The organism is Faecalibacterium prausnitzii, assembly GCF_019967995.1.
Taxonomy (GTDB): domain Bacteria; phylum Bacillota; class Clostridia; order Oscillospirales; family Ruminococcaceae; genus Faecalibacterium; species Faecalibacterium prausnitzii_E.
In genome coordinates, this window is record NZ_CP065377.1 from 758,800 (window position 1) to 785,373 (window position 26,574).

The 26,574-nt window shown below is 61.2% G+C and carries 29 protein-coding genes and 1 riboswitch; of the genes, 22 read left to right on the plus strand and 7 right to left on the minus strand.

The genetic code is table 11. The features are described 5' to 3' along the window. The first annotated feature begins 6 nt into the window (after nt 1–6). A complete protein-coding gene (locus I5P96_RS03630) occupies nt 7–1,038 on the plus strand; it encodes a P1 family peptidase (RefSeq protein ID WP_223383197.1) in 1,032 nt (343 codons plus the stop codon). A gap of 47 nt (nt 1,039–1,085) precedes the next feature. Here the strand turns inward: I5P96_RS03630 and I5P96_RS03635 are convergent, their stop codons facing one another. Genes I5P96_RS03635 through I5P96_RS03645 form a run of 3 tightly spaced genes read right to left on the minus strand, consistent with a single transcriptional unit; the run spans nt 1,086 to nt 3,353 of the window. Further along, a complete protein-coding gene (locus I5P96_RS03635; RefSeq protein ID WP_223383199.1) occupies nt 1,086–1,673 on the minus strand; it encodes a flavin reductase family protein in 588 nt (195 codons plus the stop codon). Further along, the gene (locus tag I5P96_RS03640) at nt 1,670–2,647 is read right to left on the minus strand and encodes a glycosyltransferase family 2 protein (protein ID WP_118553593.1); all 978 of its coding nucleotides are present in this window, start codon (nt 2,645–2,647) and stop codon (nt 1,670–1,672) included. The genes I5P96_RS03635 and I5P96_RS03640 overlap by 4 nt, the downstream gene beginning before the upstream one ends. A gap of 43 nt (nt 2,648–2,690) precedes the next feature. Then, the gene (locus tag I5P96_RS03645; RefSeq protein ID WP_223383201.1) at nt 2,691–3,353 is read right to left on the minus strand and encodes a Crp/Fnr family transcriptional regulator; all 663 of its coding nucleotides are present in this window, start codon (nt 3,351–3,353) and stop codon (nt 2,691–2,693) included. A 196-nt stretch (nt 3,354–3,549) separates the two neighbouring features. On the opposite strand from I5P96_RS03645, the gene I5P96_RS03650 reads away from it, so the two are divergent. Next, nucleotides 3,550–4,578, plus strand: a complete 1,029-nt coding sequence (locus I5P96_RS03650; RefSeq protein WP_223383720.1) for an ABC transporter substrate-binding protein — start codon at nt 3,550–3,552, stop codon at nt 4,576–4,578. Nucleotides 4,579–4,623: 45 nt separating this feature from the next. Here I5P96_RS03650 and brnQ read toward each other — a convergent pair whose 3' ends face one another. Continuing rightward, nucleotides 4,624–5,883: a branched-chain amino acid transport system II carrier protein gene (gene brnQ, locus I5P96_RS03655; protein WP_223383203.1), complete on the minus strand. Its 1,260-nt coding sequence runs from the start codon at nt 5,881–5,883 to the stop codon at nt 4,624–4,626. Between the two features lie 166 nt (nt 5,884–6,049). Between brnQ and I5P96_RS03660 the strand changes: the two genes are divergently transcribed. Both I5P96_RS03660 and I5P96_RS03665 read left to right on the plus strand, forming a co-directional pair. Continuing rightward, nucleotides 6,050–6,817 (plus strand): ABC transporter permease, encoded by a 768-nt coding sequence (locus tag I5P96_RS03660; protein ID WP_223383205.1) that lies wholly within the window; start codon nt 6,050–6,052, stop codon nt 6,815–6,817. A gap of 1 nt (nt 6,818) precedes the next feature. Further along, nucleotides 6,819–7,394 (plus strand): ATP-binding cassette domain-containing protein, encoded by a 576-nt coding sequence (locus I5P96_RS03665; protein WP_223383207.1) that lies wholly within the window; start codon nt 6,819–6,821, stop codon nt 7,392–7,394. Here I5P96_RS03665 and hemW read toward each other — a convergent pair. After that, nucleotides 7,389–8,471, minus strand: coding sequence for a radical SAM family heme chaperone HemW (gene hemW / locus I5P96_RS03670; protein ID WP_223383208.1), 1,083 nt, complete (start codon nt 8,469–8,471; stop codon nt 7,389–7,391). The genes I5P96_RS03665 and hemW overlap by 6 nt on opposite strands. A 100-nt stretch (nt 8,472–8,571) precedes the next feature. Here hemW and I5P96_RS03675 point away from each other — a divergent pair, with 100 nt between their 5' ends. The 12 genes from I5P96_RS03675 (at nt 8,572) to I5P96_RS03720 (ending at nt 19,455) form a co-directional block, all read left to right on the plus strand. Beyond that, the gene (locus I5P96_RS03675) at nt 8,572–9,273 is read left to right on the plus strand and encodes a Bax inhibitor-1/YccA family protein (RefSeq protein ID WP_223383209.1); all 702 of its coding nucleotides are present in this window, start codon (nt 8,572–8,574) and stop codon (nt 9,271–9,273) included. 139 nt (nt 9,274–9,412) lie between these two features. Further along, nucleotides 9,413–10,210: a M23 family metallopeptidase gene (locus tag I5P96_RS03680; protein ID WP_223383211.1), complete on the plus strand. Its 798-nt coding sequence runs from the start codon at nt 9,413–9,415 to the stop codon at nt 10,208–10,210. A gap of 157 nt (nt 10,211–10,367) precedes the next feature. Then, nucleotides 10,368–11,660: an NAD(P)/FAD-dependent oxidoreductase gene (locus I5P96_RS03685; protein ID WP_223383212.1), complete on the plus strand. Its 1,293-nt coding sequence runs from the start codon at nt 10,368–10,370 to the stop codon at nt 11,658–11,660. Between the two features lie 23 nt (nt 11,661–11,683). Beyond that, nucleotides 11,684–12,346, plus strand: coding sequence for a (d)CMP kinase (cmk, locus tag I5P96_RS03690; RefSeq protein WP_118553584.1), 663 nt, complete (start codon nt 11,684–11,686; stop codon nt 12,344–12,346). Between the two features lie 10 nt (nt 12,347–12,356). Next, complete coding sequence (locus I5P96_RS03695) at nt 12,357–12,974, plus strand: lysophospholipid acyltransferase family protein (protein WP_223383214.1); 618 nt, start codon at nt 12,357–12,359, stop codon at nt 12,972–12,974. Between the two features lie 28 nt (nt 12,975–13,002). Then, nucleotides 13,003–14,913, plus strand: a complete 1,911-nt coding sequence (locus I5P96_RS03700) for a bifunctional 4-hydroxy-3-methylbut-2-enyl diphosphate reductase/30S ribosomal protein S1 (RefSeq protein ID WP_223383215.1) — start codon at nt 13,003–13,005, stop codon at nt 14,911–14,913. A 126-nt stretch (nt 14,914–15,039) separates the two neighbouring features. After that, complete coding sequence (locus I5P96_RS03705; RefSeq protein WP_223383219.1) at nt 15,040–15,657, plus strand: GtrA family protein; 618 nt, start codon at nt 15,040–15,042, stop codon at nt 15,655–15,657. A 37-nt stretch (nt 15,658–15,694) separates the two neighbouring features. Next, nucleotides 15,695–15,829, plus strand: coding sequence for a hypothetical protein (locus tag I5P96_RS14170; RefSeq protein ID WP_005944717.1), 135 nt, complete (start codon nt 15,695–15,697; stop codon nt 15,827–15,829). 15 nt (nt 15,830–15,844) lie between these two features. Continuing rightward, nucleotides 15,845–16,510 (plus strand): deoxyribose-phosphate aldolase, encoded by a 666-nt coding sequence (gene deoC, locus I5P96_RS03710; protein ID WP_207686515.1) that lies wholly within the window; start codon nt 15,845–15,847, stop codon nt 16,508–16,510. A gap of 154 nt (nt 16,511–16,664) precedes the next feature. Further along, a riboswitch (SAM riboswitch) is annotated at nt 16,665–16,763 on the plus strand. Nucleotides 16,764–16,870: 107 nt separating this feature from the next. After that, a complete protein-coding gene (gene metK, locus I5P96_RS03715; RefSeq protein WP_118553579.1) occupies nt 16,871–18,025 on the plus strand; it encodes a methionine adenosyltransferase in 1,155 nt (384 codons plus the stop codon). A gap of 84 nt (nt 18,026–18,109) precedes the next feature. Then, entirely contained in the window at nt 18,110–18,238 is a 129-nt protein-coding gene (locus I5P96_RS14175; protein ID WP_263286873.1) for a hypothetical protein, read from the plus strand. A gap of 74 nt (nt 18,239–18,312) precedes the next feature. Further along, the gene (locus I5P96_RS03720) at nt 18,313–19,455 is read left to right on the plus strand and encodes a ribose-phosphate pyrophosphokinase (protein ID WP_207686517.1); all 1,143 of its coding nucleotides are present in this window, start codon (nt 18,313–18,315) and stop codon (nt 19,453–19,455) included. 73 nt (nt 19,456–19,528) lie between these two features. Here the strand turns inward: I5P96_RS03720 and I5P96_RS03725 are convergent, their stop codons facing one another. Then, complete coding sequence (locus tag I5P96_RS03725) at nt 19,529–20,857, minus strand: MATE family efflux transporter (protein WP_223383221.1); 1,329 nt, start codon at nt 20,855–20,857, stop codon at nt 19,529–19,531. Between the two features lie 199 nt (nt 20,858–21,056). Continuing rightward, complete coding sequence (locus I5P96_RS03730; RefSeq protein WP_097791920.1) at nt 21,057–21,965, minus strand: pyridoxal-phosphate dependent enzyme; 909 nt, start codon at nt 21,963–21,965, stop codon at nt 21,057–21,059. Nucleotides 21,966–22,177: 212 nt separating this feature from the next. Here I5P96_RS03730 and I5P96_RS03735 point away from each other — a divergent pair, with 212 nt between their 5' ends. From I5P96_RS03735 to trmD, 6 genes are all read left to right on the plus strand, one after another. Beyond that, nucleotides 22,178–22,561 (plus strand): sigma factor-like helix-turn-helix DNA-binding protein, encoded by a 384-nt coding sequence (locus I5P96_RS03735; RefSeq protein ID WP_097791919.1) that lies wholly within the window; start codon nt 22,178–22,180, stop codon nt 22,559–22,561. A 31-nt stretch (nt 22,562–22,592) separates the two neighbouring features. Continuing rightward, entirely contained in the window at nt 22,593–23,948 is a 1,356-nt protein-coding gene (gene ffh / locus I5P96_RS03740; RefSeq protein ID WP_097791918.1) for a signal recognition particle protein, read from the plus strand. Nucleotides 23,949–24,036: 88 nt separating this feature from the next. Continuing rightward, nucleotides 24,037–24,279 (plus strand): 30S ribosomal protein S16, encoded by a 243-nt coding sequence (gene rpsP / locus I5P96_RS03745; protein ID WP_097791917.1) that lies wholly within the window; start codon nt 24,037–24,039, stop codon nt 24,277–24,279. 16 nt (nt 24,280–24,295) lie between these two features. Continuing rightward, nucleotides 24,296–24,529, plus strand: a complete 234-nt coding sequence (locus I5P96_RS03750) for a KH domain-containing protein (protein WP_005920371.1) — start codon at nt 24,296–24,298, stop codon at nt 24,527–24,529. Between the two features lie 203 nt (nt 24,530–24,732). Then, on the plus strand, nt 24,733–25,269 hold the full coding sequence (gene rimM, locus I5P96_RS03755; protein WP_118553575.1) for a ribosome maturation factor RimM: 537 nt from the start codon (nt 24,733–24,735) through the stop codon (nt 25,267–25,269). 3 nt (nt 25,270–25,272) lie between these two features. Next, complete coding sequence (gene trmD / locus I5P96_RS03760; protein WP_223383223.1) at nt 25,273–26,505, plus strand: tRNA (guanosine(37)-N1)-methyltransferase TrmD; 1,233 nt, start codon at nt 25,273–25,275, stop codon at nt 26,503–26,505. The last annotated feature ends 69 nt before the right edge of the window (nt 26,506–26,574 follow it).

The following is a 26,574-nucleotide window of genomic DNA, read 5'->3' on the forward strand; positions in this document are numbered from 1 at the left end:
GCTGCAATGGGAATCGAAACGAACAAATGGGGCTTCCGGGTCGGCAGACTGCCGCACGGGCCGCGGAACAAGATCAGCGATGTGCCGGGCGTGACGGTGGGGCACTGCACACTGGCGGACGGCAATGTCCAGACCGGCGTGACGGCTCTGCTGCCGCATCCGGGCGATGTGTTCCACGATAAGGTGCTGGCGGCCAGCCATGTCATCAACGGCTTCGGCAAGACGACCGGCCTGGTCCAGATCGACGAGCTGGGGACGCTGGAAACGCCGATCCTGTTCACCAATACCCTCAGTGTGGGCACCGTGGAGACGGCACTGGTGAAGTATATGCTGCAGCGTAATCCGGATATTTGCGAGACCACCGGCAGCGTGAACCCGGTCGTCTGCGAGTGCAACGACAGCGGCCTGAACGACATCCGGGGCCTGCATGTGACCGAAGAGCATGTCTTTGCCGCGTTGGCCGACTGCCGGGCCGATTTTGCCGAGGGTGCCGTCGGAGCCGGGCGCGGGATGCGCTGCCACGGCCTGAAAGGCGGCATCGGGTCGGCATCCCGGCAGGTGGAGCTGGACGGGAAGACCTACACCATCGGTGCGCTCGTCCTCTCGAACCATGCCGTTTTCGACGACCTCGTCGTGGCGGGGACGCCCATCCAGACGTTGCTGGATGCGAAGATCCCGCCTCATGAGGACAAAGGCTCCATCATCACGGTGCTGGCTACGGACATCCCGCTCAGCGAGCGCCAGCTGCGGCGGCTCTGCCACCGGGCGCTGGTGGGCCTGTCCCGCACTGGCTCCTACTGCGGCAACGGCAGCGGCGAGATCGTGATCGCCTTTACCACGGCCAACCGGATGCCGCATTACGCCGACACGGCCATCCTGCCCATGGCCATCCTCCACGACGACGCCATCAACCCGCTCTTCCGTGCGGTGGCAGAATGCGTGGAGGAAAGCGTTCTGAGCAGCCTGCTCCACGCCGAGACCGTGACCGGAAATCACGGCCGGACGGTGCGCTGCCTGACGGAATTGCTGTCCCGATAAAAAACGAATGCCCTTCCGGACTTGCTGCCGGAAGGGCATTTTTGCGCTTATCTGTATTTTTTCCGGGTGGGCTTTTTCTTCCGCACACTGTAACCGAAGGTGCCCAGCTTTTTGCCGAGGCTCAGGTACTCGCCGTGGCTGTAGACGATGAGCCGGGCCTTGTCGAGGCAGAGCTTGCCGTTCTCGTCCAGCAGGCTCTCGTCCACATCGCAGGCTACGACCTCTGCCAGAAAGAGGTCGTGGCTGCCCAGCGGAATGACCTGCGTGACCCGGCATTCGAGGTTGACCGGGCTTTCTTCGAGGATGGGGCAGTCGGTCAGGACCGTGCCGGGGGCTGCATGGAGCCCGCAGGCGGCGAATTTGTCCACATCCCGGCCGCTTTTGACGCCGCACCAGTCCACCGAACGGACCAGTGCCTCCGTGGGCAGGTTGATGGCGAACTGCCCGCTCTCCCGGATGAGGTGGTGACTGAACCGCTCCGGCCGGACGCTGATGGATACCATGCTGGGCTGGGTGCAGATGGTGCCCGTCCAGCCGATGGTGATGAGGTTGGGGGTCTCCAGCCCGCCGCAGGAGACCAGCACCGGCGGTTCCGGGTTCAGCAGGGTGCTGCCTTTCCAGCTCTGTTTGCTCATCCGTGATACTTCCTTTCATACGGGGCCCAGGTGCGCTCGCTGATGATGTAGCGGGGGCGCGCCTTGGTCTCCATGTAGATCTTGCCGATGTATTCGCCGATGACGCCCAGGCAGATGAGCTGGACGCCGCCCACGAAGCAGACGATGCAGATGGTGGAGGCCCAGCCCGCCACCACGCTGCCCAGCGCCGCCTGCACGATGGCCCAGATGACGCCGATGAAGCTGATGAGGCTGACGACGATGCCTGCGCCGGTGATGAGCCGGATGGGCTTGTTGGACAGGCTGGTGATGCCGTCAAAGGCCAGTGCCAGCATCTTGCGCAGGGGGTAGTGGCTCTCGCCGGCCAGACGCTCGTGGCGCTCGTAGCTTACGGTCGCACTGGGAAAGCCCACCAGCGGCACCATGCCGCGCAGGAAGATGTTGACCTCTTTATAGTCCGCAAAGCTCTCCAGCACGCGGGCGCTGATGAGCCGGTAGTCGGCGTGGTTGAAGACGATGTCGGCCCCCAGAGCGTTCATCAGGTGGTAGAACCCCTCGGCGGTGAACCGCTTGAAGAAGGTGTCGGTGTCGCGGCGGCTGCGCACACCGTAGACCACCTCGGCACCGTCCAGATACTTCTGCACCATCTCGTCCATGGCGTTGATGTCGTCCTGCCCGTCGCAGTCGATGGAGATGGTGACGTCGCAGTCGCTGGCTTTCGCCTCCATCAGCCCGGCCAGCACGGCGTTCTGATGGCCGCGGTTCCGGCTCTGGGAGATGCCGATGAAGTGTTCATCTTCCTTTGCGAACCGGCAGATGAGCTCCCAGGTGGAATCGCGGGAGCCGTCGTTGACGAAGAGCACCCGGCTCTTGTCGCTGACAAGGCCCTTTTCGGCCAGCGACTGGAGCTTCTGCAAAAACATCGGGGCCGTGATGGGCAGGACCTTTTCCTCGTTGTAACAGGGGATGACGATCCAGAGAATGGGTTTGGACATGAAATGTTACCTCGTGTTATGGATTGTACGCAGGAACGGGCCGTCAGAGCACCATCTGCCGCAGCGCATCCGGCTGCAGCAGCTTGAAGCTGGAACGGTAGGTGTCCAGCAGGCCGTCGCGCTGCATCAGGCTCAGCTCCCGCGAGAGGGCGCTGCGGTCGCAGTTGAGGTAGTCGGCCAGCTGGATGCGGGAGAAGGGGATGGAAAAGGTCAGGCTGCCCTGCTGCTCAGCCTCACTGAGCAGGTAGGCGCAGACCTTGGCCCGCAGGCTTTTCAGCACCAGCAGGTCCACCCGGCGGGAGAGCAGGAAATACTTGTCGCTGATGGTGCGCACAAGGTTCTGCAGCGCCTGCTGGTGGGCGGCGCTGCCGTCCGAGAGGAGCAGCCGCTCATAGGGGAAGAGCAGCACCTCGCAGCTGGAAGCTGCCACCACGGTGACGGGGCTGTCCAGACTGGAGCCGCCCAGCACATCGCCGAAGACACCGCCCGGCCCCATCCGGGTGATGGGCACACGGGCCCCGCCCGGCGCAGGGCGGTAGGCTTCGATGCTGCCGGTGAGCACGATGCCCACCCGGCGGCTGGGCATCCCCGCCTGCACCAGGGCTTCGCCCTTGCCGTAGCTGCGGATCACCGCACCCAGCTCGCTCAGCAGAACGCGGAGCGCGTCGTCTTCGATGCCGGTGAAAAGAGAGGTCGATCGTAACAAAGGAAGAATGTTTTCCATAGCCGTCCTGTGAGGTTTTCTCCGGGCCCTCACCGCCCACTGGCGATTCCGTTGCGCGTGCAACGGTATTTTTGGCTCTATTATAGTAAACTTGAGCCTGTAAAGCAAATGTTTTTCGAAAAATTTGCAAATTTGTTCACGATTGGAACAGATCAAGAGAGGAAGGAACAACACAATGATGAAAAAACTGACATCCCTGCTGCTGTCGGCGGCGCTGCTCGTCGGGATGCTGGCCTGCGGGGCATCGGCCAAGACGAACACCACCGTCCGGGTGGCCGGCCTGAAAGGCCCCACCACCATGGGTCTGGTGAATCTGCTGGCCATGGAACAGAACGGAACGGCTTCCCAGAACTACGACCTGCAGCTCTACGGTGCCGCCGATGAGGTCGTGCCCAAGCTCATCAAGGGCGAAGTGGACATTGCCGCCATCCCGGCCAACCTCGCCGCCACCCTCTACCAGAAGACCAGCGGCGGCATCCAGGTCATGGCCGTGAACACGCTGGGCGTGCTGTATGTGGTGGAAAAGGGCGACACCGTCCACAGCTTTGCAGACCTGAAGGGCCGCACCATCCTGTCCACCGGTAAGGGGACTACCCCGGAGTACGTGCTGCGCTATCTGCTCCGGAAGAACGGCATCGACCCCGACAAGGATGTGAAGATCGAATATTACAGCGAGGCATCTGAGGTGACTGCCCAGATGGCTGCCACGAAGAAAGACGCCATCGCCGTGCTGCCCCAGCCCTATGTGACGGCCGCCCAGATGAAGGACAGCAGCCTGCGCGTCGTGCTGGACCTGACCAGGGAGTGGAACAAGGTCTGCGACACCCAGCTCATCACCGGCGTGACGGTGGTGCGCACCGCCTACGCAGAGGAGCACCCGGAGGAGGTCATCAACTTCCTGAAGGACTACCAGAAGAGCGTGGATGCCGCCAACGACGACCTGGACGGCACCGCCGCACTCTGCGAGGAGGTCGGCGTGGTGGCCAAGGCAGCCATCGCGAAGAAGGCGCTGCCCAAGTGCAACATCGTCTACCGCATCGGCGACGAGATGAAGGCAGACGTCAACGCTTATCTGCAGGTGCTCTATGACGCTTCGCCCGCCGCCGTGGGCGGCAAGCTGCCGGATGCAAACTTCTACTACACCGAGGCCACGGTGGCCAAACGTGTGCAGAAGGCATTCCAGCGCCTGGTCAACTCGCTGAAGTAAACAGGACTTCTATAAAAAAGTGCCGTGCAGCCGCACGGCACTTTTTTATGGGAACAGGAACCCGACCAGCAGCCCCGCCGCTGCCGGGACGACCCAGCCGAAGCCATAGGATCCCAGCGGCAGGGCGGTGACGAAAGCGGCGGTGAACGGCAGGGCCGCAAGGACGCTCTGCACGGCCGTCAGTGCGACGGTGCAGACGTAGACGCTCCGCTTCTGGAACGCTTTGGGCAGGAACGACAGCGCGATGAGCACGATGGCTGCCGGATACAGTGCGCCCAGAACCGGGGTGGACAGCCGGATGATGCCCGCCAGCCCGATGTTGGAGATGAGCATACTGGCGGCGGCGAAAAAGCCCGCGAGGGCCGGGTAGGGGATGCGGGGGAGCAGGGTGTGGAAATACTGCCCTACGCAGGAGATGAGCCCCACACAGGTGTTGAAGCAGGCGATGAGGAAGATGGCCGCTAAGAGCAGCTGCCCGGCCCGGCCGAACAGGGCGCTGGCAAGGGCAGAGAGGACCTCGGCGCCGGTGGTGCAGTCCGGCGCGGCGGCACCGGTCAGCGCGCCCACATGGCCCAGCATGGCGTAGATGACCAGCAGCAGCCCGCCCGCGAGGAAGCCCGCCCGGATGGTGTTCTGACGGATGGCGTTTTCTTCGGTGACGCCGAGGGCCTGGATGTTGAGCGCGAGGACAGCCCCGAAGTTCAGCCCCGCAAGGGCGTCCATGGTCTGGTAGCCGCCCAGGATGCCTTCGAATGCAGGCAGGCGGGCATAGGCGGCGGCAGGGGGGCCGTACTGCGCGGCCACAGGGTGGAGCAGACAGCCCGCGAACAGGACGAAGATCAGCGCGATGAGGGCCGGGCAGAGGACGCGGCCCAGCCGGTCGGTGAGTTTTTCCGGATGGAGCGCCACGAGGAACGCCGCCGCAAAGAAAACGATGGAGTAGCTCAGCTGCAGGCCGCGCCCGCCGCCTACCAGAGGCACCAGCATCTCGAATGAGGTGCTGGCCGTGCGGGGGATGGCGAGGCATGGCCCGATGGAGAGATAGACCAGAATGGTGAACACGAGGGAAAACTTCGGGTGGACCCGGCTGGCCAGCTGGTCGAACCCGCCCGCTCTGGCCACGGCCACCACGCCTGCGATGGGCAGGCCGGTGGCGCTGACGGCGAACCCGGCAAAGGCAGGCCAGAAGTTGGAACCGGCCTGTGCGCCGAGATGGGGCGGAAAGATCAGGTTTCCGGCACCGAAGAACATCGAAAACAGCGTAAAACCGAGGAGCAGGCGCTGCCTGACGGGGAGCTTCTGCATGGGGGAGGGTCTCCTTTCCGGGCGGGATGCCCGATGAACTACTTTACAGTATAGAAGCGAAAACTCCTCACGTCAAGAAAAAGAAAGGTGAAGAATTGTATTCTATCACATGATATGCTATCTTATAAAAGAAAAAACAGGGAACGGGAAGGAGCGGACGAACGCAATGAAACAAACGAAAAAAAGCCGCCTGGCAAAGTGGGCGGCGGCGGGGTTCTGGCTGGCGGTCTGGCAGGCTGCGGCCATGGCCGTGGGGCAGGAGGTCTTTCTGGTGTCGCCGGTGCAGGCGCTGGGCACCCTGCTGGAGCTGCTGCCCCAGGCAGAGTTCTGGCAGCGCATTGGCTTCAGCGCCGGGCGCATCCTGCTGGGCTTCGGGCTGGGGGCGGTGTCCAGCGTGGTGCTGGCCGTGGCCGCCGGGCGCTGGGCGTGGGTGGAAGCCCTGCTCGCGCCGGTGATGCAGCTGGTGAAGGCGACGCCGGTGGCGAGCTTCATCATTCTGGCACTGGTGTGGGTCAGCGGAAGCTCGCTGTCGGTCCTCATCAGCTTTCTGATGGTGCTGCCGGTGCTCTACGGCGCGGTGCGCACCGGCATCGGGAGCGTGGATGTGCAGCTGCTGGAAATGGCAAAGGTGTTCCGGCTCCCGCTGGGGCGTCGGCTGCGGGCCATCTGGCTCCCGGCTGTGCTGCCGGCGTTCCGGCAGGGGTGCAGCGTGGCACTGGGCATCTGCTGGAAGAGCGGCGTAGCGGCGGAAGTCATCGGCCTGCCCGACGGCAGCATCGGCGATGCGCTGTACCGGGCCAAGATCACCCTGTCCACCGGGGAGCTGTTCGCCTGGACTTTTGTCATCATCCTGCTGAGCGCAGTGTTCGAAAAGCTGTTCCTGGCCCTGCTGGACAGAGCTGTGGCCCGCGTGCTGGGGGAAGAGGGTGTGTAAAATGCAATACAAACTGGAAATTTCGAATCTGACAAAACGCTTCGGAGAAAAAACGCTCTTCGAAGCGCTGGACCTGACCGTTACCGGCCCGGTCATCCTCTGGGCACCCAGCGGGTGGGGCAAAACGACCCTGCTCCGCATCCTCATGGGGCTGGAAGTGCCCACCTCCGGCACCGTGACCGGCGTGGGGAAGGTGGGGGCTGTCTTTCAGGAAGACCGGCTCTGCCCCCAGCTGAACGCGATCCAGAACGTGGAACTGGTGCTCCCGGAGGGAAAAACGAAATACAGAGAGCAGATCCGCGACGATTTTTTACAGATCGGATTGGATGAAGCCGCCCTCTCGCTTCCGGCACGAAAGCTGTCCGGCGGGCAGAAACGCCGTGCGGCCCTGCTGCGGGCACTCTGGGCCGAGAGCGACACCCTGCTGCTGGACGAGCCGTTCACCGGCATGGACCCCGACACCATGAAAAAAGCCGCAGCGCTGCTGAAGGAGCGCTGCGGCGAAAAGGTCGTTCTGCTGGCCACCCACGATCAGGAGGCCATTCAGGAGCTAGGCTGGCGGGTGATGGAATTATAACAATTCTGCCAGGATGCTGTTTTGCACGATCAGCCCGGCGGGGGTCAGCGCGAGGGTGCGGCCGTCGAAGGACGCATAGCCGTTCTTGACGCAGTTTTTGACAAAGGCAAGCTGCGAAGTGGAAAATTCCTTCCCGAAGCGGGCCTTGTACTCCGCCAGGTCCAGCCCCTTGCGCAGGCGCAGCTGTAAAATGAGATAATCCTCTGCGCCGCAGCCGCCGTCCAGAATGGGAGCGGCAGTGTCGTGAAGAAAGGCTTCGGTGTCGGCGGGGTAATAGAACCGCCTGCCGCCCATGCAGGAGTGCGCCGCCGGGCCGAGGCCGAGGTAGTCCCCGCAGTCCCAATAGATGAGGTTGTGCTTCCCCTCATAGCCGGGTCTTGCAAAGTTGGAGATCTCGTACTGCTGGTAGCCGTGGTGTTCCAGCTGCTCGACGGCGTAGAGATAAACGTCCGCCGCTTCGTCCGGGGAGGGCAGCCCCTCCGGCGGATGCCGGCCAAACGCGGAGTCCGGCTCGATCTTGAGCAGATAGGCCGAGATGTGGGTGGCACCGCCGCTCTCGATCAGTTCCAGCGTCTCGTCGAACTCCGCCTGCGTATAATGGGGCAGGGCCAGCATGATGTCGCCGCTGATGTTCTCGAAGCCTGCCCGCCGCGCGGCTGCGAATGCCGCCCGCGCCTGCCGGGCCGTGTGGGGGCGGCCCAGCGTTTTCAGCTGGCTGTCCCGCGCGGACTGGACGCCGAAGGAGATGCGGTTGATGCCGGCTTCCCGGAAGGCACAGAGCGATGCCTCGGTGACCGTTTCCGGGTTGGCTTCCAGCGTGACCTCGGCACCGGGGAGGGGAGACGCTGCCGCGATCAGCCGGGCGGCATCCTCCGGGGCCAGCAGGCTGGGGGTGCCGCCGCCGAAATAGAGGGTGTCCGGGCGGAGTGGGGCATCCGGCGAAAAGCGGTGCAGCTCCCGCAGCAGGGCGTCCACGTATGCCGAGGGGACGCCCCGCTGGCCGGGTGCGGAATAGAAATCGCAGTACCTGCATTTGGAAAAACAGTAGGGAATGTGGAGATAAAGTCCAAGAGACACGAAATATCACAGCCTTTTTCATGAAACGTTCATTTCTATGCAGTATACTATATTTCGTAGACCGGGGCAAGGCTCCGGAACAAGATGGGAGGATCTTACCATGGATTACAGAAATTATGACCGCGGCTATGCGGAGCCTACGATGAGCGCATCGGACTATATGACCCGCACCTACCGCTGGATGGCCAGCGGGCTGCTCATCACCTTTGCAATGGCCTATATCACCGCGACAACTCCGTTGCTGTATCTGGTCGATTCGCTTTACCTTGTGCTCACCATCGCTGAGCTGGCCCTCGTGTTCGTGCTCAGCTCCCGTGTGCAGACCATGTCGGTGCAGGGGGCAAGGGCGACCTTCTTCGGGTACGCGCTGCTCAACGGCATGGTGCTCAGCTACTACTTCCTCGCCTTCTCGGTGGGGACGCTGATCTTAGCCTTCCTTTCCACGGCGCTGTACTTTGGCCTGATGGCCGTCTACGGCACCACTACCCATAAAGACCTGACCGGCTGGGGCCCCCGCCTGATGATGGCACTGGTGGCCATGCTCATCACCGGCTTTGTCGGAATGCTGTTCGGCTTCGGTTTTGGCGGCTCGGTGCTCTACTGCGGCATCGGCCTGGTGGTCTTCATGCTGCTGACCGCCTACGATACCCAGAAGCTACAGCAGATGTACAGCTACTACGCTGCCGACGCCGAAATGGCGGAAAAGGCTTCCATCTACGGTGCGCTGACCCTGTATCTGGACTTCATCAACATCTTCCTGTATGTCGTCCGTCTGCTGGGCAACAACCGCCGCCGCAGCTGACGATCCTAAAAAATAAGGGATGTGCCCGGCGGGCACATCCCTTATTTTTTATAGGAACAACTGAATAAACCCTGCGCAGCCATCGCACACTACAATCAGAATTTGGACCGTACACAAACGATGATTGGAGTAACGAACCATGGAACAACTCAAAAGATTTCTGCGGGACAAGGGGTTTGCGCTGGCGCTGCTGGCCTGTCTGGTGGCCGCGGCTGCGGCGGGCGTCTGGGCCGTGCGCACCGTCCGGGACGAGCTGAAAGAGAACCTTGACGGCCTGAACGAGCCGGACAGCACATCGACCCTGCCCGGCATCGACGAAGACCTGACGATCATCCCGGAGGAGGAATATCCCGAATGGCAGCAGCCTACTACGCCCGCCGCAAACAGTGTGGCCAATGTCCCCAAGGCCGACCCGGCCCCCAGAGCCGGGTCTTCAGCGTCGTCTGCTGCCTCGTCTGGGCAGGCGTCTGGCTCTGGTTCGGTGCGCGAACCCTCCGCCTTGCAAGGCGCATCCTCGCCTGCCAGCAGTTCGGCAGCGCCTGCTTCCACGCAGCCCATCTTTGGCAGAGTGTTGAACGCCTACAGCGGCGATGAGCTGGTGTACAACAAGACGCTGGGCGACTGGCGCACCCACAACGGCATCGACTATGCAGCCCGCGAAGGCGAAGCAGTTCCTTCCCCGGTGGACGGCAGCGTGGTGCTGGCTGGTGCCGATGGCAGCTGGGGGCCGGTCGTGGCCGTGAAGGACAGCGCGGGCCGTGTCTGGCGGCTCTGCGGTGTGGCCAGCCCCAAGGTGAAAGAGGGCGACACCGTGTCGGCCGGGCAGGTGCTCGGCACCGTGGGCAGCGTGAGCTGCGAGTGCGCCGAGGAGAGCCACCTGCATCTGGAAGTGAAGCAGGGTGACAGCTATCTGGACCCCGCAGCGTGCAGGAACTGAATCAGCGGCCCGCCGGAGGAAAAAAGCCCCCGGCGGGCCTTTTTTGTGTGGGGATTTCCAGCAGTTCCGGGCCGGGAAGCGATTGCATTTGGAAGCCGATTCTGGTATGATATAATAGAACAAGTTTCGACAGAGCGTGAACACAGGAGGAAGCAGGATGGCAAAGGTGTTGATCGTGGGCGGCGGTGCGGCCGGGCTGATGGCGGCGGGTGCTGCTGTGCGGCAGGGGCACGAGGTGACGGTGCTGGAGCACATGGAAAAGCCCGGCCAGAAGATCCTTGTCACCGGCAAGGGCCGCTGCAACGTGACCAACGACTGCACAGCGGAGGAGTTTCTGCGCCATGTGCGGACCAATCCGCGCTTCCTGTTCTCCTCGCTGTGGGCGTTCCCGCCAGCCAGAACGATGGAGCTGTTTGAGGGGCTGGGCGTGGAACTGAAGGTCGAGCGGGGCCGCCGGGTGTTCCCGGTGTCAGACCGGGCCGAGGAGATCCGTCAGGCGCTGCTGCGCTACGCCGAGGAGGCCCGCATCGTCCGCGACGGGGCCCAAAAACTGCTGCTGGAGCCGCTGGCCCCGGCTGAGGAGGCTGCCCCTGCGGTGCCGGAGAACCCGCGCCACCCCAAAAAGAAAAAGCCTGGTGCGGCCTGCCGCTGCGTCGGGGTGCGGGGAACCTCCGGCAGGGAGTACCGCGCCGATGCCGTGCTGGTGGCTACGGGCGGCCTGAGCTACCCGACAACCGGCTCCACCGGCGACGGCTACAAACTGGCCGAGCAGGCCGGGCACACCATCGTGGAGCCGGTGCCCAGCCTGGTGAGTCTGGTCAGCCATGACCCGGACTGCAAGAAGATGATGGGGCTGGCCCTGAAAAATGTGACGCTGACCCTGTTTGAGGACGGCAAGGCCATCTTCGACGAGCAGGGCGAGATGCTGTTTACCCACTTCGGCATCAGCGGCCCGCTGACGCTGAGCGCATCCAGCCACCTCGGCGACATGAAAAAGCACCGCTACCATGCGGAAATCGACCTGAAGCCCGCCCTGAGCGAGGAGCAGCTCTACGATCGCATCACCCGCGATTTTGCCCTGTTGGCGAACCACGCGGCGCAGGGGGCGCTGGTCAAGCTGCTGCCGTCCAGTATGCAGCCGGTCATGGTGGCTCGCTGGGGCATCGACCCGACCACCAGAGCCAACCAGATCACCCGCGAGCAGAAGCGGGAGCTGGTGCAGCTGTGCAAGCACTGGAAGGTGCCCATTGATGCCCGCGGCGACCTGGCCCATGCGGTCATCACGTCGGGCGGCGTGTCGGTGCGGGAGGTTGACCCCAAGACCATGCAGAGCAAGAAGGCGCTGGGCCTCTATTTTGCAGGCGAGGTGCTGGACGTGGACGCCTACACCGGCGGCTACAATTTGCAGATCGCGTTCTGCACCGCACAGAGTTTTGCAAATAATTTATAATTTATATAGAAGGAGACATACACATGATTTCTGTTGCGATCGATGGGCCTGCAGGTGCGGGCAAATCCACGCTGGCGCGCCGTCTGGCGGCTGAGCTGGGCTACATTTATGTGGATACCGGTGCGATGTTCCGCACCATCGGCCTGTATGCACTGCGCGCGGGCAAAGACCCCAAGGACAATGAGGCCGTCAATGCACTGCTGCCGGAGATCTCGCTGCGGCTGGATTCGGTGGACGGCGAACAGCACATCTACCTGAACGGGGAGGACGTCAGCCGGCTCATCCGCACCGATGAGGTGGGCATGGCGGCTTCGGCTGTGGGGGCCAACCCGGCAGTCCGCGCTTTCCTGCTGGATCAGCAGCGCGATATGACCCGGACCCAGAACGTTCTGATGGACGGCCGCGACATCGGCACGGTGGTGCTGCCCCATGCGACCGTGAAGATCTTCCTGACCGCTGCCCCGGAGGCCCGCGCCAGACGCCGCTGGAAGGAGTATCAGGAGAAGGGCGTGGACATCTCCTTTGAAAAGGTGCTGGAAGATGTGAAGCAGCGCGATTATCAGGACACCCACCGCGAGGCTGCCCCGCTGAAGCAGGCCGACGACGCCGTTCTGCTGGACACCTCTGAGCTCAACTTTGAGCAGAGCCTGGATGCCATGAAACAGATCATCGCATCCAAGGTCTGAGAGGAGCGCAATGGTACTCTATTATATTTTGCTCCCGCTGGCGTGGATCGTGTTCCACATCGGGTTCCGAGTGGAGTGCATCGGCCGGGAGAATCTGAAGAAAGTCCGGACGAACGGCTGCATCATCGCACCGAACCATGTTTCCGCCATCGACCCGGTGTTCGTGGTCATCACCCGGTTCTGGGGGCGGCGGATGGTGGTCTTCGCCAAGAAGGAACTGTTTGAGATCAACGTGCTGCTGACCTGGTTTTTCCGCTGGATGGGGGCGCTGTGTGTGCGCGGCACCCGCGAAGAGCTGGATGTGATCGACCAGACGGTGGAGGCCTGCCGGAACGGCGGCACACTGCTCATCTTCCCGGAGGGCACCCGCGAAAAAGAAGGAAAGCTCCTGCAGCCCAAGAGCGGCCTGTTCGTCATTGCGGCGCAGGCGGCGGTGGATGTGGTGCCGGTGCGCATCCTTTACGACACACCGGACGGCAGGATGAAGCTGTTCTGCAAGGTGAAGGTCGTCTACGGCGAGCCGATGCCCGCCGCACAGTTCGCCATGGAGAGCCGCCGCGACCTGAAGACCCTGCGGGCCAACAAGCAGGCGCTTCTGGACGCATGGGAAGATTTGGGCCGACCGTGAGTGAAGCCGATCAAGACAGGAGGATAACATGGAGATTCGTTTGGCGAAGACGGCGGGCTTCTGCTTCGGTGTGAACCGGGCGGTGGAGCTGACGTATAACCTGCTGGATGAGGGCCACAAGGTGGCAACGCTGGGGCCGCTCATCCACAACCCGCAGGCTGTGGCCGATATGGAGCGCCGGGGGGCGCTGGTGGCCGACACGGTGGATGACATCCCCACCGGGTACGAAGTCATCATCCGCAGCCACGGTGTGCCCCGCAGCATTTACGACACGCTGGAGCAGCGCGCCCTGGTCTACCACGACGCGACCTGCCCCTTTGTGAAGAAGATCCAGAACATCGCCGCCAGGGCCGAGGCCGAGGGCGCGGTGCTGCTGGTGGCAGGCGACAAGACCCATCCGGAGGTGCAGGGCATCGTCGGACATACCGGGGGAGAGGTATTTGTGTTCAGTGATCTGGACGAGTTGAAGGCCTGGAAAGGCCCTTCGGACCCCTCAAAACCCATTTTTGCGGTTGCACAGACCACATTTCAGGTAACAAAATGGCAAGAAAGTTCGGAGTTTCTCAAAAAAGCCTATACAAACGCCCGAATTTTTGATACAATATGTAATGCGACGTGGGCGAGGCAACAGGAAGCGGAAGACCTCAGCCAGCAATGCGACATCATTGTTGTCATTGGCGGTCATCATTCTTCCAATACCCAAAAGCTGGTACAGGTCGCCGCAAAGCACACGCGAGCCGTAACGGTCGAGACAGCGAGCGAACTTCGGCCTGAATGGTTTGCGAATGTTAAAACGGCGGGCGTCACAGCAGGGGCTTCAACGCCATCGTCTATTATTGAGGAGGTACTTAACAGTATGAGCGCAGAAATCAATGACAGCATGAGCTTCGAGGAGATGCTGAACGCATCCGAGGAGAAGCGTGTTCATGCAGGCAGTATTGTGAAAGGAATCGTGACCAGCATCTCTGCCAACGAGATCCAGGTGGATATCGGTGCGAAGCAGACCGGCTTTGTCAAGCTGAGCGAGCTGACCGATGATTCCTCCGCCAAGGTCGAAGACCTGGTGAAGGTTGGCGATGAGCTGGACCTCATCGTCGAGAAGGTTATGGACCAGGACGGCGTCATCCAGCTCTCCCGCAAGAAGCTCGCATCTCGCAAGGGCATGGAAGAGATCGCCAAGGCAGCAGAATCCGGTGAAGTCGTCGAGGGCGATGTCACCGAGTTCAACAAGGGCGGCGTTGTCGTCAACGTCAAGGGCGTCAAGGTGTTCGTTCCCCGTTCTCAGGCCACGATGCGCCGCGACGAGGACTACACTGCTCTGGTCGGCCAGCACGTTCAGCTGGTCGTCACCGAGTGCTCCGGCCGCAAGATCGTCGGCAGCATCAACAAGGTCACCGCTGAGCAGAACAAGGCAAAGCGTGAGGAGTTCTGGGCAAATGTCGAAGTGGGCAAGAGCTACACCGGCGTTGTCAAGAGCCTGACCTCTTACGGTGCATTCGTCGATATCGGCGGTGTGGACGGCCTGTGCCACATCAGCGAGCTGAGCTGGAACCGCATCAAGCATCCCTCTGAGGTCGTCTCTGTCGGCGACACCATCGAGGTGTATGTGAAGGATATCGACCGTGAGAACCACAAGGTCTCTCTGGGCTACAAGAAGGCTGAGGACAACCCCTGGGAGCAGCTGAAGAACAACTACCCCATCGGCAGCACCTTCCATGCTCCGGTCGTCTCTCTGACCAAGTTCGGTGCTTTCGTCCGCATCCTGCCGGGTGTTGACGGTCTGGTCCACATCAGCGAGATCAGCAATGACCGCGTTGAGAAGGTCTCCGACGCACTGAAGGTCGGCGATATGGTCGATGTGAAGCTGCTGGATGTCGACTTCGACAAGAAGCGCATCAGCCTGTCCATGAAGGCTCTGCTGAACGAGGACGCTGAGTAATCAGCCCATCGTGAAGGCAAACGCCTGACACAATGCGATCAACAGCCCCGTTGCCGGGATAACGGCGGCGGGGCTGTTTTTTATCCCCTCGCAGGCAGGCCCTGCGGTTGAGGAAACGTGAGTTTTATGATAAACTGGATCAAAAAGCACTGGGAAGTGCTTTCCTATCTCATCTTTGGTGTGCTGACCACCCTGCTGAACATTGTGCTGTATGCGCTGTTCAACAAGCTGTTCGGCTACACAGCTGCCAACAGCTGGGGCAATGTGCTGGATAACATCATCTGCATCCTGTTTGCCTACTGCACCAACCGCGCCTTTGTGTTCCGCAGCAAAACGCAGGGCAAGGCCATGGCGAGGGAATTTGGTGCATTCGTCACCTGTCGTCTGGGTACAATGTTGCTGGACACTGCAATTATGCTGGTGCTGGGCAATCTGCTGGCTGCGCAGGGTGCCGCGCTGATGGACGAGCTGATGCAGGGGGTGCTGAGCGTGGTGGCCCACTGGCTTGGCCCGGATACGGCCATCCAGATGGCAGCCTCCTATGCAGGCACACCGGCGGGGGTCACGGATGGCTCTGCCGCTATTGCCGTCATCGGCGGTGCAGACGGCCCCACGGCGATCTTCGTTACCAGCCGCTACAATGCGCAGGCACTGTGGGGCCTTGCCGTGAAGATCTTTTCCAATGTACTGGTGATCGTGCTGAACTATGTGTTCAGCAAGTTGATCATTTTTAAGAAAAAGTAAGGTTCTACCAATCAAAACATTTAGGAGGTACGGTTTTATGAAGCGTGGTCTGAAAGGTTTTGCATTTCTGGTTTCCGGCCTGGTGCTGGGCATCATTGGTGCAACGGTCTCTGCAACTGCAATTGCCCTGAGTGCTGTCGGCATGGCAAAGGTGCGCCGTGCCAGCAAGTAAAAAGGAGAAACAAACATGACTCGTGAAGAAATTCTCTCCCATGTGGACCATACCCTGCTGAAGCCGGAGGCGACCTGGCCCCAGATCCAGGTCATCTGCGACGAGGCCGTGGAAAATCACACGGCTTCCATCTGCATCAACACCTGCTATGTGAAACAGGCCGTGGAGTATCTGGCCGGCCGCATCCCGGTGTGCTGTGTCGTCGGCTTCCCTCTGGGGGCTATGGACACCGAGTCCAAGGCATTTGAGGCAAAGAAGGCCATCGAGAACGGCGCGTCTGAGGTGGACATGGTCATCAACATCGGCCGCCTGAAGAACAAGGAGTACGACGCCGTCCGCGAGGACATCCGCGCCGTCAAGCAGGCCGTGGGCGACAAGGTGCTCAAGGTCATCATCGAGACTTGCCTGCTGACCGACGAGGAAAAAGAGAAAATGTGCGACATCGTCTGTGAGGCGGGGGCGGACTATATCAAGACCAGCACCGGCTTCTCCACCGCAGGCGCGACCTTCCACGACGTGGAACTGATGGTCAAGGGCGTACATGGCCGCTGCAAGGTCAAGGCTGCCGGCGGCATCTCCACCGTGGACGATATGGAAAAGTTCCTCGCGCTGGGCGCGGACCGTCTGGGCACTTCCCGCGCGGTCAAGCTGCTGAACGGCGAACAGGCAAAGGGTTACTGAGTTTTTTTCAACAAAAGCACAGCGAAAGCTGTGCTTTTGCTGGTCAAACCGGTATTCTTGATCAATTTTGGAATGTTGTATAAAAAGAGTCAGACTGTTCTTGACATTTCGACGAAGAGATGATAAGATATTACGCAGAAAACAACTGAATACCGACTTATCAAGAGCGGCTGAGGGGACAGGCCCTGTGAAGCCCGACAACCTGTGCAAGAGCATAAGGTGCCAAATCCTGCGGGAAACCGAAAGATAAGAGTGCAACGCTCAGAGCTTCGGTTCTGAGCGTTTTTGTTTGCGCAAAAAATCTTGATGCCGTGTAGGAAGCTGTGAATGGATCACCACATTTTATGGAGGACAACTTTTATGGCAAGACATCTGTTTACTTCTGAGTCCGTTACCGAAGGACATCCCGACAAGATCTGCGACCAGATCTCCGACGCAATCCTGGACGAGATCCTGACCAACGACCCCGACGCCCGCGTGGCCTGCGAGACCTGCGCTTCCACCGGCCTGGTGCACATCATGGGCGAGATCACCACCAACTGCTACGTGGATTTCCAGAAGATCGTCCGCGAGGTCGTCTCTGAGATCGGCTACACCCGCGCAAAGTACGGCTTTGACGCCGACACCTGCGCTGTCATCTCCAACATCGACGGCCAGAGCCCCGACATCGCCCTTGGCACCAACGATCAGGTCGGCGGTGCAGGCGACCAGGGCATGATGTTCGGTTATGCCTGCGACGAGACCCCGGAGCTGATGCCCATGCCCATCTCGCTGGCCCACAAGCTGGCCAAGCGCCTGACCGAGGTGCGCAAGAACGGCGAGCTGGACTATCTGCGCCCGGACGGCAAGAGCCAGGTCACCGTGGAGTACGATGAGGACGGCAAGCCGTTCCGCGTGGATGCCGTGGTCATCTCCAGCCAGCACAGCGACTCCGTCAGCATGGAGCAGCTGCGCGCCGACGTGATGGAAAAGGTCATCAAGGCCACCATCCCCGCAGAGCTGCTGGACGAGAACACCAAATACTACATCAACCCGACCGGCCGCTTCGTCGTGGGCGGCCCGCAGGGCGACTCCGGCCTGACCGGCCGTAAGATCATCGTCGATACCTACGGCGGCTATTCCCGCCACGGCGGCGGCGCGTTCTCCGGCAAGGACCCCAGCAAGGTGGACCGCAGCGCTGCGTATGCGACCCGCTGGGTGGCCAAGAACATCGTGGCTGCCGGTCTGGCCAGCAAGTGCGAGGTGCAGGTGGCGTATGCCATCGGCGTGGCAAAGCCGGTCTCCATCATGGTGGATACCTTCGGCACCGGCAAGGTCGCCGACGACAAGATCGAGCAGGCTGTGGAGAAGGTCTTTGACCTGACCCCCGCCGCCATCATCCGCGACCTCGACCTGCGCAAGCCCATCTACCGCAAGCTGGCCGCCTACGGCCACATGGGCCGCGAGGATCTGGGCGTGAAGTGGGAGAACACCGACCGCGTGGAAGCACTGAAGGCCGCTGTGGCAGCGCTGTGATCGGCATAAGAAACTGAAAAAACGGTCCGGGACCTTTCCGCTGGGAGAGGCCCTGGACTATTTTTTGTGTCGAAGAAGGTGGGTTTGTATGAAAAAACTGTGGTTTTTGTAAAAAACTCACAGAGTCCTACGGATTTTGGAATAACAGATGTGCAAGGCGCAGAAAATCCGCTGATGGGGGAACTTTTGGGTGTCGAAACGGAGATTTTGTGATAGAATAGAGACAGATATGGACTTCAGCAGTCCTGTTGTCGGCTTGGTTTAAGGAACATGAAGGAGTTGTAACAATGTCTAACGAAGTTAACCCGATGGCATTTTTTCAGGAGCCCAGCGTTGCAGATCTGCGTCTGCTGGCCTGCCCCGGTGCAGAGGAGCTGACCGCCCTCATCGACAGACACCTTGTCGAGTGGGCAAAGTCTGCCGGTGTGGAGAAGGATAGCTTCATCATCCCCTGCGAGTGCCCCCGCTTCCAGAGCGGCGACGCAAAGGGTCTGGTCAAGGAGTCCGTCCGCGGCGACGATATCTTCATCGTTGTCGATCCGGGCAACTACAGCGTGACCTACAACCTGTTCGGCTACGAGAACCACCTCTCTCCCGACGACCATTTCGCAAACCTGAAGCGCCTCATCCAGGCCGTGGCCGGCAAGGCACACCGCGTGTCGGTCATCATGCCCAGCCTGTACGGCGGCCGCCAGCATCGCCGCGTCGTCCGCGAGAGCCTGGACTGCGCTGTGGCCCTGCAGGAGCTGCAGACCATGGGCGTGAAGAACATCATCACCTTTGATGCACACGACCCCCGCGTCCAGAACGCCGTGCCCCTGCTCAGCTTCGACAACGCGATGCCGACCTATCAGGTCCTCAAGAGCCTGCTGAAGAAGAACCCGGAGATCAGCTTCGACAAGGAGAAGTTCATCGTGGTCAGCCCCGACGAAGGCGCAATGAGCCGCAACATGTACTTCTCCAGTGTGCTGGGCTGCAACCTGGGCATGTTCTACAAGCGCCGTGACTATACCCGCGTCGTGAACGGCCGCAACCCCATCGTGGCCCACGAGTATCTGGGCGATTCCGTGGAAGGCAAGACCGTCTTCATCGCGGACGACATCATCGCTTCTGGCGAGAGCATGCTGGAAGTTGCCGGCAACCTGAAGAAGCGCGGTGCTGGCCGCATCATCGCCAACGCCACCTTCCCGCTGTTTACCAGCGGTCTGGCAAAGTTCGACCAAGCCGTGGCGGACGGCACGCTGGACTACGTGGTGGGCACCAACCTGACCTACCGTCTGCCGGAGCTGCTGACCCGCGACTGGTACGTCGATGTCGATGTTTCCAAGTATGCTGCCTACTTCGTGGTAGCGCTGAACCACGACATGTCCGTTTCCAGCATCATTGACCCCATCAAGAAGATCGAGGCTCTGCTGGCAAAGCGCGGCTGATCAAACGCAAACCAAAAGGGAGGCTTCCTGCGAAGGAGGCCTCCCTTTTTAGCGTCCGGAAAAGGGTCTGGTTTTACAACGTCCCGTCCTTCAGGCAGCGCACGAGGGCGGGCACTTCGTAGAGGAGCATGAGGACCCAGCCAACGGCGTAGCTGTAGGGCAGCGCCTCGATGTCCATGTGGAGGATGAGGACGAAAACGGCGGCAGCGGCCACACGGCCTGCCATGTTGAGCATACTGCTGTTGAGGGTGATCTTCAGGTCGCCCAGGCCGCGGAAGCCGCCCTGCACACCGTTGGTGAGGGCAGGCATCAGGTAGAACAGGGAGACGAGCCGCAGAAAGCGGACGCCCAGTTCCACGACTTCGGGCTGGTCTGCAAAGAGGCGGATGATGGGTTCGGCGCAGACGTAGCAGAGGACCGTGATGCAGACGGCGTAGACGGCTTCGATCTTCAGGCCGCAGAAGAAGCCCCTGCGGACGCGGTCCTTTTTCCCGGCACCGCGGTTCTGGGCCATCAGGGTGGTGGCGGCGTGGCCGATGTTCTGCTGGGGGATATAGGCGAAGTCGTCGATGCGGCTGGACGCGGTGAACGCGGCCATGGCGTTGACGCCCATCGTGTTGACGATGGCCTGCACCGCGATCTTGCCCAGCTGGACCGTGGCCTGCTGCATGGCGCTGGCCCAGCCGTAGCTGACGGTCTTTTTCAGCAGGGAGCTGTCAAAAATGAGCCAGCGGCGGCCAAGCTGCAGGACGGGGATCTTCCAGCGGATGTAGACGAGGCAGAGCGCACAGCAGGCGGCTTCGCTGAGGACGGTGGAAAGCGCACAGCCTTCCGAGCCCCAGTCCAGAACCTCAACAAAGAACAGGTCGCCCGCGATGTTCAGCACCGAACTGACCATCAGAAAGTAGAGGGCGCTTTTGCTGTCGCCCAAAGCGCGCATGGTGGCGGCGAGGAAGTTGTAGAAGAAGGTGAAGATGAGGCCTGCAAAGACGATGCGCAGGTAGTTCACCGCGATGGGAAGGATCTCTTCCGGGACCTGGAGCAGCCGCAGCAGGGGGTTCGCCAGCAGGATGCAGACCAGCGAGAAGGCCAGCGAGAATACGGTGCCCGCGATGGCGGTGGTGGAGACCTGGCGCTCCACGAGCTTGTTGTCGCCTGCACCGAACGCGGTGCTGACGAGGATGCCTGCCCCCAGGCACATGCCGTTGATGAAGAGGATGGCCAGCGTCATCAGCGGGTTGGAGGTGCCGACAGCGGCCAGGGCGTCTTCGCCGACGAACTTGCCCACGATGATGCTGTCCACCGCGTTGTAGGTAAGCTGAAACAGGTTGCCCAGCACGAGGGGAATGGTGAAATTCACCAGCAGCGGTGTGATGCTGCCGGTCGTCATATCTTTTGTCATGGTAGATGCTCTTTTCTATGGTAAATTTCAGACGTTCCTTCGTACAACCTCTCAGTCTCGCATCCGCTCGACAGCTCCCCTGGCAGGGGAGCCTCTGGCGAAACCGGTTGCTTTGTGGGAACTGCCAAGGCCTCTCCTACTAGGAGAGGTGGCATTGCGAAGCAATGACGAAGAGGTTGTAAAGAGGAAAACCGTTTCATTAAAAAATCGTTTGCCGTCCGCTGAGGATGACGAGAGCCGAACGGCTGGTGCCCTTGGCCAGTAGCTGCGCGGCGGCGTGGAGGGCGGCACCGGCGCTGAGCGAAGCAGGGATGGCGTCGGTGATGAGGACCTTCTGTGCGGCGCGGGCGGCGTCGGAGCGGGTGACGGCGGCGACGTTGTCCACCACGTAGGCATTGTAATTTTTGGGGATGAAGCCGAAGCCCATTTCCGGGATGCCGTGGCCGCCTGTGAACCCGCCGCTGAGAGCCTGGCTCTCAAACGGCTCGACCGCCACCATCCGGACGTCGTTCGTCCAGGCCTTGAGCGTTTCGCCCACGCCGGTGATGGTGCCTGCGCTGCCCACGCTGACCACGACGCTGTCCACAAGGCTCCTGCCCTCCCGCGCGATGGCTTTGGCGATGGCGGGGCCGGTGACGCGGCGGTGGTATTCGGGGTTGTTGTCGTTGGCGAGCCAGTTCATATAGTACCAGCCGTTCTCCGCAGCCTTGCTCTCGGCCAGCGCCCGCGCACCGGCCAGACCGTTCCGGGCCGGGGAGTGCAAAATCTGGGCACCGAGGCGGAGCAGATACTCCTGCCGCAGGGCCGGGGCATCTTCCGGCATGGCGATCACGATGGGGTGCCCAGCGGTGCGGCTGGCCAGAGTCAATGCCGCCGCAAAGGCACCGGTGGAAGCCTCGATGATGGGCTGGCCGGGGGCCAGCGCGTGCTGCTCTGCCGCAAGGGCCAGCATCCCTTCGGCCAGCGCATCGCGGGACGTGCCGGTAGGGCCGTCAAAGTCCAGGTAGGCGTACAGCCGCCCCTTCAGCCCGCAGGCAGAAAGGTAGCCCCGCAGCTCCACGATGGGGCAGGGCAGCAGGGTCTGGTAAAAGTTTGGATAAATGGCCACGAAATTCCTCCTTCGGTGGGATACATTATAATAATCCTAACGCAAAGCGGGCGGGGCGTCAAGCCGCACTTTGGCAAAAATGGAGAAAATCCGCGAAAAAATCTGGCAGAGTGATGAAGAAAAGCCTTGACAAGGGGCGAACAGTCTGCTATACTCCGTATGTAAAGCAAAAAAACTTTACAAACGATGGAAGGTCAGGGCAGAAACGCACAATGGCAAAAGATTTTGAGATGGGCTATCTGCTCGATTTTTACGGCGAAGTCCTCACGCCCAAGCAGCGCGAGATGCTGAACCAGTATTACAACGACGACCTTTCGCTGAGCGAGATTGGGGAAAATTTCGGCATCACCCGCCAGGGCGCACGGGACGCCATCAAGCATGGCGAGACCACCCTGAAGGAGCTGGAAGCCAAAGTCGGCTTCGCGGCCCGCTACCGCCGGGTGCAGGAAAAGCTGGAAGAGCTGGAACAGCTCGTCGTGGATGCACGGTTCGAGTGCACCGGCCCCTACGCGAAACTCACCACCACCGAGTATGCAGCCACTTTGACCAAGATGCTGGGGATCATCCGGTCCATGGACGAGGTCAACGAGAGCTGATGCTCAGATCATTCTGAGAGGAGCACCGCACATGGCATTTGAATCTTTGACCGACCGCCTTGCCGGTGTGTTCAAAAAACTGCGCGGCCACGGCAAACTGACCGAGGCCGACATCAAGGCCGCGATGCGCGAAGTCCGGATGGCCCTGCTGGAAGCCGACGTCAACTACAAGGTGGCGAAGGAGTTCTGCGCCAAGGTCTCGGAACGTGCGATGGGGCAGGAGGTCATGGAGAGCCTGACCCCGGCCCAGCAGGTGGTCAAGATCGTCAACGAGGAGCTGATCGCCCTGATGGGCGGCGAGGAAGCCCCGAAGCTGATCGTCAAGAACAAGGGGCAGACCATCATCATGCTCTGCGGCCTGCAGGGCAATGGTAAAACGACCCACGCCGCCAAACTGGCCAAATACTTCATCAAGCAGGGCCGCCGCCCCATGCTGGTGGCCTGCGATATTTACCGCCCGGCCGCCATCGACCAGCTGAAGGTCGTGGGAAAACAGGCCGGGGCACCGGTCTTTACGCTGGACGGCGAAAAGCCGCCGGTCATCGCCAAAAAGGCGCTGGCCCATGCGAAGGACTACGGCAACGACATCCTCATCCTGGATACCGCCGGCCGCCTGCAGATCGACGAGGTCCTGATGCAGGAGCTGGTGGACATCAAGGAAGCCGTGCCTGTGGATGAGACCCTGCTGGTCGTGGACGCCATGGCCGGTCAGGACGCCGTGAACGTCGCCAGGACCTTCAACGAGACGGTCGGCATCGACGGCATCATCCTGACCAAGACCGACGGCGACACCCGCGGCGGCGCAGCCCTTTCGGTGCTGTCCGTCACCGGCAAACCCATCAAGTTCCAGGGCACCGGCGAAAAGCTGGATGACCTCGAAGTCTTCCATCCCTCCCGCATGGCCAGCCGCATCCTCGGCATGGGCGATGTGCTCAGCCTCATCGAGCGCGCACAGGATGCCGCCGACGAAAAGGCCGCCGAAGAGACGGCCAAGCGGATGATGGAGAACAAGTTCGACATGAACGATATGCTGGCCCAGTTTGCGCAGATCCGCAAGATGGGCGGCGCGGGGGCCATGCTCAGCATGATGCCCGGCATGTCGGGCATCGACGCCAGCCAGGTCGACGAGAAGGCCTTTGACCGCATCGAGGCGATGATCTACTCGATGACGAAGGAAGAGCGCGAGAAGCCCTCCATCATCAACCCCAAGCGCAAGCGCCGCATTGCAGCGGGCAGCGGCACCAAGGTCGAGGACGTCAACAAGCTGCTCAAGCAGTTTGAGATGATGCAGAAGATGATGAAGCAGTTCAAGAAGAGCCCCAAGGGCTTTGCCCGCCGCCTGGGCGGCATGATGGGCAATCCGAACGCCTTCCGCGGCCTGAAATAATGTTGGTATACACCCCGCTGGGGTTGTACAGATAGATTTTTAGAACACCCCGCACTGGGGCACAAACAATTTTTGGAGGATATTTACCATGGCAGTTAAGATTCGTCTGCGCCGCGTCGGCGCCAAGAAGGCTCCCTTCTATCGTGTTGTTGTTGCTGACAGCCGCTTCCCCCGCGACGGCCGTTTCATCGAGGAGATCGGCACTTACGATCCCAACCAGGAGCCCTCTATCGTGAAGATCGACGCCGAGAAGGCAAAGGCATGGATCGCAAACGGCGCACAGCCCACCGATACCGTTCGCGTGCTGCTGAAGAAGTCCAACATTCTGTAAGTAGGAGGGCGGACTCATGCAGGAGCTGTTGCTGGCAGTTGCCCGCGGTCTCGTGGAGGACAAGGACGCCGTCAAGGTCACGGTGGACGAGCCCCGCGAGGACGGCACCATCGTCTACCACCTGAGCGTGGCAGAGGGAGATATGGGCCGTGTCATCGGCAAGCAGGGCCGGATCGCAAAAGCCATTCGTGTGGTGATGCGCGCGGCTGCTGTGCGGGTCGATGAAAAGGTCCTTGTTGAGATCGACTGAGCACCCTACGGGCCCTTTGCTGCAAGGCAAAGGGCCTTTTATTATAGAAGAACGAAACCTCTCCGTCATTGCTGCGCAATGCCACCTCTCCGAATAGGAGAGGCCTTGGCAGCCAGAGGAAGCGTTCTCTTTGTGCCGAGGGCTTCCCGATCGGGGGAGCTGTCGGGCGCGAGCGAGACGGAGAGGGGGAACAGGAGAAAACGATGCAGCAATATCTGGAAGCAGGCAAGGTCGTGACCACCCACGGTGTGCGCGGTGAAATGAAACTGGAGCTTTGGTGCGACGGCGTGGCGTTCCTGAAAAAGGTCGGCAGGCTGTATGCTTCGGCCCAGGGCGGCAGGTGCTACAAGATCGTGTCCATCCGCCCGCAGGGGCAGATGGCGCTGCTCCAGCTGGAGGGCGTCAACGACATGGACGCCGCCCGTGCGCTGCGGGGGCAGGTGTTCTATTTTGACCGCAGCGATGCCACTCTGCCCGCCGGGCGGTGGTATGTGGCCGACCTCATCGGCTGCGAGGTGCGGGATGCCGACACCGGCAAGGTGTACGGCGTCGTGACCAGCGTGGACCACCCCGGTGCGCAGGACATCTACACCGTCAAGGCCCCCAACGGCAAAGAATATCTGTTCCCCGGTGTGGACGCCTTTTTGAAAGAGCGGAACCCGCCGGAGGGGTACATCCTCGTCACGCCCATCCCCGGATTGCTGGACGACGACTGCGACAGCGAGCGGGAGGAGGAGTGAGCCATGGGAATGCGTGTGGACATCGTGACCCTCTTCCCGGAGATGTGCCAGCAGGTGCTGGATGCCAGCATTTTGGGCCGTGCGGCAAAGCGGGGCTATATTGAGACCCACTGCCACCAGATCCGGGACTATACCCTGAACAAACAGAAGCAGACCGACGACTACCCCTACGGCGGCGGCTGCGGCATGGTGTTGTATGCCCAGCCCATTGCGGACTGCCTGCGGGCCGTTCAGCAAGAAGTGGAGGCACAGGGACGCCCCAAGCCGCATATTGTATTCTTGACGGCAGGCGGTCAGCGCTACACCGAAGAACATGCCCGGCGGCTGGCGGAATACGACAATCTGACCCTGGTCTGCGGCCACTACGAGGGCATCGACGAGCGGGTCATCGACGCCTTTGCCGATGAGGAGATCTCCATCGGCGACTATATCCTGACCGGCGGCGAGCTGGCAAGCCTTGTGGTGGCGGACAGTGTGCTGCGGCTCAAGCCCGGTGTGCTGGCCGAACAGAAGGGCTACGAAGAGGAAAGCTATTGGGACGGTCTGCTGGAATATCCGCAGTACACCCGGCCGGAAGTCTGGGAGGGCCGCGCGGTGCCTCCGGTGCTGCTGGGCGGCGACCACCAGAAGATCGACGCATGGCGGGGTGAGCAGAGCCGCACCCGCACTCGGCTGCGCCGCCCGGAGCTCTATGAGGCGTGGTGCAGGACCCACCCCATCACCGAGCTGCCCAAGTGGAAACGGGGCGAGAATGTCCGGCTGGTGAAGACCGAAGAGCAGTTCCGGGCCGCTGCACAGCTCTTTGCGGAGGGCCGCCGCACCATCTGTGCGGATGTCTGGACGGAAGAGGGGCTGGCCGTATGGACGCCGGAGTTTTTTTACAATCAGCTCAAAGAAGAAAAAACAAACGGCTGGGCGTTCTATCTGCACTTGACTAAAGAGGTGCCGGACGGGATGGTGGCCGTGAACCACAAGACCGGCCAGATCGAGCACCTGTTCGTGAGCGCCGCAGCGCGCGGAAAGGGCATCGGCCAGAAGATGCTGGACTTTGCCCGCAAAAAGCTGCCGGAGCACGAGCATCCGACCCTGACCGTACTGGATGCCAACACCCGTGCGCTGGCGCTCTACCGCCGGATGGGCTGGGTAGTGTGCGGTGTGGAAGCCGTGTTCGACCCCGCCAAAGACAGCTTTGCCGCAGTGCACAGCGAGCTGCTGGTGATGCGGTACGAGGGCTGAAAAAAGCTGCCGAAGCCTGCAAATGTCCGCCGACAGTCGAAAAAATGTTGAAAACTTTTGTATTACCCC